The organism is Prevotella conceptionensis 9403948 (assembly GCF_000312305.1).
Classification (GTDB): Bacteria; Bacteroidota; Bacteroidia; order Bacteroidales; family Bacteroidaceae; genus Prevotella; species Prevotella conceptionensis.
Genome location: NZ_HE999452.1, coordinates 80187 through 85605, shown reverse-complemented (window position 1 = coordinate 85605; position 5419 = coordinate 80187). Strand labels below are relative to the sequence as shown.

Here is a 5419-nt window from a genome sequence, read left to right as displayed (position 1 = left end):
CGTGAGGAAAAGTTTCTTCAACAAATAGTCGTTGTACGATGCCATCAACTTACCTTGATAAGTAGTGGTCTTGGTGAACGTTTCGTTGAGACGTCCCCTGCGCGACACGTCGGCCACGTTTTTAAGTTGGTCGGCCGAGAAAGGCGACACGAAGGTACGGCCGTCGTACTTGCTCTTCTGTATCGAGAAATCGCCGTCTATTCGGAATTTCTCGCCCAGCCACAGCTGCAACGAGGTGGTATTGAGGAAGTCGAAGTTGTCGCCCTTACTGAAACTACCCAACGACGCCTCGTAAAGCGGGTTCGACAAGTCGTAGTTCAGTTTGGGTTTAAGCGCCCCCGTTTCGTCGTAAGGGTATTCGTAGGGGTTTTGTTTCACCCAATCCGAAAAGTCGCCGTAAGGCGATTGGGTCGACTTCACCGAAGAAATCGTAGCCGTGTTTGAAACGAAGAACTTTCCGGGCAGGTTGTACGAAAGCTTAAAGTTGGTTGAAAGGCGTTCGCGGTTGGACCCTTTCATCACACCTGCATCGTTGCCGTAGCGCACACCCAAGTTGTAGCGAGCGTGTTCGTCGCCACCGTCTATGCTTAGGCTTTGTTGGGTTGAGATGGCATTGCGCAAAGGTTTCGAAATCCAATCGGTGCTCACGCCGTCTTGTATCTGGTTGTAATACTGGGCATACTTTTTGTCCAGCGCATACTGCTCAGTAAGGTCGGTCGAGGTGTAAAGACCGGCCAAACGCTCGTACTCCAACTTCTGCGATGCCGAAAGTAAGTTATAATCGCTGAGGTCGGGTGTAGACAAACGCAACGTTCCGCTGTAATTCACTTTCAGCTTTCCACCAGTCAAGGCCTTAGTGGTGATGACAATCACGCCAGCAGAGGCCTTCGCGCCGTACAAAGCCGACGCCGAGGCGTCTTTAAGTACCGTCACGGTCTCGATGTCGTTCATGTCCATGTCGTTCACATAGTCCACTTTCACCTGCGAACCATCCACCACAAACACGGGCATGTTGGCCTGCCCCGTAAACGTTGCGCGCCCACGTATGTTGATGTCGGCCATTTTGTTGGGGTCCGAACCTCCTGCATTGTCTTCCAAGATGTTCATGCCCGGCACAAAGGTGGCAAGACTTGTCAACACGTTCTTTGTGCCCACGGCCAACAGCTCGTCTTTCTTGATAGACACCTGCGCACCGGTAAAGCTGTTCTTATTCTTTGTGGCGAAACCCGTTACCACCACTTCGCCCAACAAGTCGGCATCGTCGTGCATCACAAAGTTGCCCGCCGTTCCGTTCTTTACGGTCTTTTCCAGCGGCTTATATCCAATGTAGTTAAAGGTAAGTTTCACTTCGGGTTGGTCGGTTTCTATCTCGTAATATCCGTCCAAGTTGGTGATGTACCCACCGCTAAAACCCTGCATCCTGATGGTTACGCCAGGCAGGGGCTGCCCTTCGGCATCGGTTATCTGCCCATAAACGCCTTTTCTGCGTTCAACGGCGTTCTTTCGGTTCAGCTTTACCACGTTGTCCGTTATGTTATAAGTAAAGGCAGCCTGGTTAAGCACCTGTCCTAGCACGGCACGAACGGGCTGTTCGCGCGCATCAATGCTTACGCGGTCGGCCTTTTCAAGCAGCGAGGCATCTACATCAAACTGCAAACCCGTCTGCTTTGAAACCTCGTCAAGGAATGTCTTTAACGTAACTTGTTTCATCGACAGCGTTACCCGCATGTTGTCTACGCTTTGCGTTTGTGCCAACACTGTGGTTACACTGCCAAGCAGTAGCACGAGGGCCAACACAGCCCACGCACGCAACACAAAATTAGTCTTCTGCATTTGTTTTCTCATCTATATGTTATCCTTTCTCTGTTTTCTTTCACACGCTCAATTTATAAATCGCTTCTATCCCAATAGAGATAGACTTCTAACTCTTGTACCTCTTAAAAATGTGGATTTTGCAAAAGTACGCATTTTTTAAACAATATGCAAACAATATTGTACTTTTTACATTAAATCGTTGCAAAAACAAGCTTAGCAGTGCCATTTCGTAGAGATACAAGAGGCGTTATGCCAAGCCAAACTCATCTATATCATAAAAAAGAATGGACATTAGGATTTCGTTTGCACGCCATTCTCCCTGCAATCCATCAGTACAAAGCGGCTTGTAGTGTCACGTCAAGAACCTTGTAGTGCCAGTACAAAGCGGTTTGTCATGTAGGAACAAGCACTTTGTAGTACAGCACAAGACACGAACGGCAGCCAATGCCACGCATCCCCGTGTCAGCACAAGCACTCTGTTGTGCCAGCACAAGGGGCTTTGCACTGAGGCATGCGCCTAGTAGCCGCCTTCTCCACTTCGTTGGCGTGCATAAAAAGCACAACGAAGTGGTCTTGACCTTTAATACTCCTGTAAATTGAGAGGAGTGCAGGACAAGTCAACTCACGGGCTTACAAACCAACGAAAGCCCAACAACTCTCGAAGACATCTGCTCCCCAATTAACAAACTCATCAGCTCGAAAACTTAATTTGTTATCATTTATTTTACAATACCGCTCTAAATTCCGCGCTGTTCTAGCGAAAATATAGGTTAAAAAGTAGGTAAATGACTACCATTTTTTGCTTTTCACGTCTTCCTGTTTGTCCGTTTTTAGGCAAAGAACCTGCATTTTGCACCATTTAGCCTTTCTAGTTTGGTTGCCGGCTCATTATTTTTTGTGCCCAACAACCCACTTTTAGCCCCTTAAAACCCACTTTTTAATGGCTATTTTGCCCTTTTCAGCCATGTCTTTCATGGCTCTGCAAGGTTTTATTTATACTATTCCAATGGATATTTATGCTTTTCGCCTTGCGTTTAGCACCATTTTGCACTGCGTTTAGCACCATTTTACCTTGCGTTTAGCACCAAAACACACTGCATTTAGCACCAAAACGCACTGCGTTTTGCGGCATATTGCACTGCGTTTTGCCACAAATTGCACTATATTTAGCAGCAAATAGCCCGAAATGTGGTACAAATGGCGGTTTCTTAAAATAAATATTCATTTTACCACATTCACGAACTAACCCCGTTTTGCATCAAAACAAACCACTGCGAGAATCGATTTTTTGCGACAAGGTGAGCACGTGGTGGATAAAAAGGGCACTCTTGGTGTTAAAATTATTACTGAGAAGTTGACAAAGCTTGGCAAGTTGACGAGAAAACAAGTGAACAAGGTAACAAGGTAACGAGTGGATAAGCTAGCGAGTGGACGAATGAATAAGTGAACGGGGTAATCGTTCATCACTTCTTATTCTGACAAAAATACGTCCATTTTGACATAAGAACATAAGAAACATAAAGAAGTTACATTTACCTTTTCCTCATTCTGCGCCGCAGGAAAGATGCTTTCAACTTGTAAAGAATGTGTTGAAAGCGTGCCCGCCAGGTTACCTTTTTGAGACAAAGACACATTTTGCCACAGACGAATGGGTCAGAATTTCAGATTTCATCACATCTTTGTCTGGCACTTCGCACGTGAGTGGGGTGTTTGTCTTGGTTTTGCATCACAAAGATAACGAACTCTTCTCAATCTGTAGAAAGCTTAAAAGTCAAGACAACTTCAATGCGGGCCGGCTACTACAGCGCATGCCGCCCACCATCACCATTGTTTTTCTCTACACCACCCTCAGCCCTTAGCCATGCACCCCACTTTAAACGAGCAAGGAAAAGCATGCCGCGGAAGGTTAGTTCAACGGCCATAGCCGTCCAAACGCCCTGCAAGCCATACCAATGAGCCAACACGGCGGCAAGCGTAAGGCGCACGCCCCACATGCTGGCAAGGTTCATCAGCGAAGGTTTAAGCGTATCTCCTGCCCCAACGCAAACGCTATTGCCCACTATGGCCGCAGCAAACATGGGTTCGGCAAAGGCCTCGATGCGAAGAATCTGCGTGCCCAAGACGCGTATTTCGTCAACGGGCGTCATCAGCCCTACCATCTCTGGCGCAAACACATACATCACCACACCCATCAAGGCCATAACAGCCATGCCCATACCAACTGTTAGCTTGGCGAAACTTCGGCACAAGCCATACTGTCCGGCACCCATACTCTGTCCCACAAGCGTAGTGGCGGCATCACCAATGCCATATCCGGGCATGTAACAAAGACTTTCGGCAGTAATGGCAAAGGTGTTGGCGGCGATGGCGAAGTTACCCAAGGGCGCAACGATATAAGTGCTAACCACTTGCGCCCCAGTCATCAGCACATATTGTGCAGCTATGGGCGCACTTATTTTCACGGCGTTTCGAACATACGACCACATCCAAACGAAACGCACCTTATCGAGCCGTAATGCGAGAATGGACGAGCGGAAAAGGGCGAACCAAGCCTCAACCGTGGCTACAATGGCTATGGACAACACCGTGCCAAGGGCTGCACCGGGTACGCCAAGGCCGGCCACATAGATGAAAAGATAGTTGAAACCTACATCCAACACGCACATCAGCACGCTCATAATGCTGGGTATCTGTATGTTGCCTGCACTTTTCAGCATGTTAGACGAAAGGATGCCCAACTGCAAAAAGGGCACGGAAAGGGCGTAAATAAGAAAATATAATGCGGCATCGTGGGCTATGTCATCCCCACCGCGCAACCAGATGGGCAACTTAAAGGCGATGAGCGATGCACACAAGGTTACCAACAAGCTGAATGCCAGCGTGCAAACCAACGCATGGCGCAACACCTGCCGCGCCTTAACAAAGTCGTTGGCACCGATAAAGTGGGCTACTTGCACCGAAAAGCCTAACGAAACAGCCGAACAAAGACCGCCAAAGAGCCACGTGGCCGACTCCACCAAGCCGATGGATGCCGATGCGGCAGCACCCAGCTTGCCCACCATCGCCGCATCGATGTAAAACATCAGCACGTTGGTTACCTGAGCCAATATCGAGGGGATGCTAAGTCCCACGATTAGGCTTAGCATCTCGTTTTGCGTAAGTGCCTTTCCTTGCCTGATGCCGGCAAGAAGTGTGTCGTTGCTTTTCTTATCAAACATGCCCTATACTTTCCTTATCGTTTGTTGGCAACCTTGCAAAGGTACACATTAAGTGGCCAACAAACAAAAAAGCGATACCCTTTTACATCCAAGGATACCGCACCAACTGCTAATGTCAACGCTTTGCCCCGCCATCGCCAGCGGCATAACCAAGCCGCAGGCATAAGCAAAGAGCAAACCTTAAATCATTTCTTTCTACGCTCACTACCGGGTGGCGGGGGGTTCCGTCGGTTATCCCGTCCCCGCCGCGTAGCCCATTACAGCACGAGGCTGTAAAAGGGCGTCATCTAACATCATTCTCTTTCTACCTTACCAAACTTAACCTATTAAGACTACAATCTAAACTGAAAATCCTTATTAACAACCTTATTATCTTACTAAAGTTT

Annotated in this window: 2 protein-coding genes; both read right to left on the bottom strand. The window is 48.1% G+C overall.

The features are described 5' to 3' along the window. Positions 1–1845 (bottom strand): SusC/RagA family TonB-linked outer membrane protein (locus BN93_RS13490; RefSeq protein ID WP_019188848.1); only part of this gene is annotated, 1845 nt, incomplete at its 3' end. Between the two features lie 1769 nt (positions 1846–3614). Beyond that, complete coding sequence (locus BN93_RS13485) at positions 3615–5033, bottom strand: MATE family efflux transporter (RefSeq protein ID WP_019188845.1); 1419 nt, start codon at positions 5031–5033, stop codon at positions 3615–3617. Between the last annotated feature and the right edge of the window lie 386 nt (positions 5034–5419).

Excerpts from the sequence above, each read along its gene's own strand:
- BN93_RS13485 (WP_019188845.1), bottom strand. The coding sequence starts at position 5,033 with ATGTTTGATAAGAAAAGCAACGACACACTTCTTGCCGGCATCAGGCAA.